The organism is Staphylococcus sp. HMSC062H10 (assembly GCF_001836945.1).
GTDB classification, from domain to species: Bacteria; Bacillota; Bacilli; order Staphylococcales; family Staphylococcaceae; genus Staphylococcus; species Staphylococcus aureus.
This window is the reverse complement of record NZ_KV830994.1, coordinates 43,376-43,613: the sequence shown is the minus strand read 5'-3', so window position 1 is coordinate 43,613 and position 238 is coordinate 43,376. Positions and strand designations below refer to the sequence as shown.

Annotated in this window: 1 protein-coding gene; it reads left to right on the top strand. The window is 37.8% G+C overall.

The genetic code is table 11. From position 1 onward, the window contains the following. On the top strand, positions 1 to 236 hold a 236-nt coding region (locus HMPREF2658_RS11635; RefSeq protein WP_124748263.1), incomplete at its 5' end, for an LPXTG cell wall anchor domain-containing protein. Between the last annotated feature and the right edge of the window lie 2 nt (positions 237 to 238).

The following is a 238-nucleotide window of genomic DNA, read 5'->3' as shown; positions in this document are numbered from 1 at the left end:
GCGACTCAGATTCAGACAGTGATTCAGACTCAGAAAGCGACTCAGATTCAGATACAGGAAAACATACACCTGTTAAACCAATGAGTACTACTAAAGACCATCACAATAAAGCAAAAGCATTACCAGAAACAGGTAGTGAAAATAACGGCTCAAATAACGCGACGTTATTTGGTGGATTATTCGCAGCATTAGGTTCACTATTGTTATTCGGTCGTCGCAAAAAACAAAACAAATAATA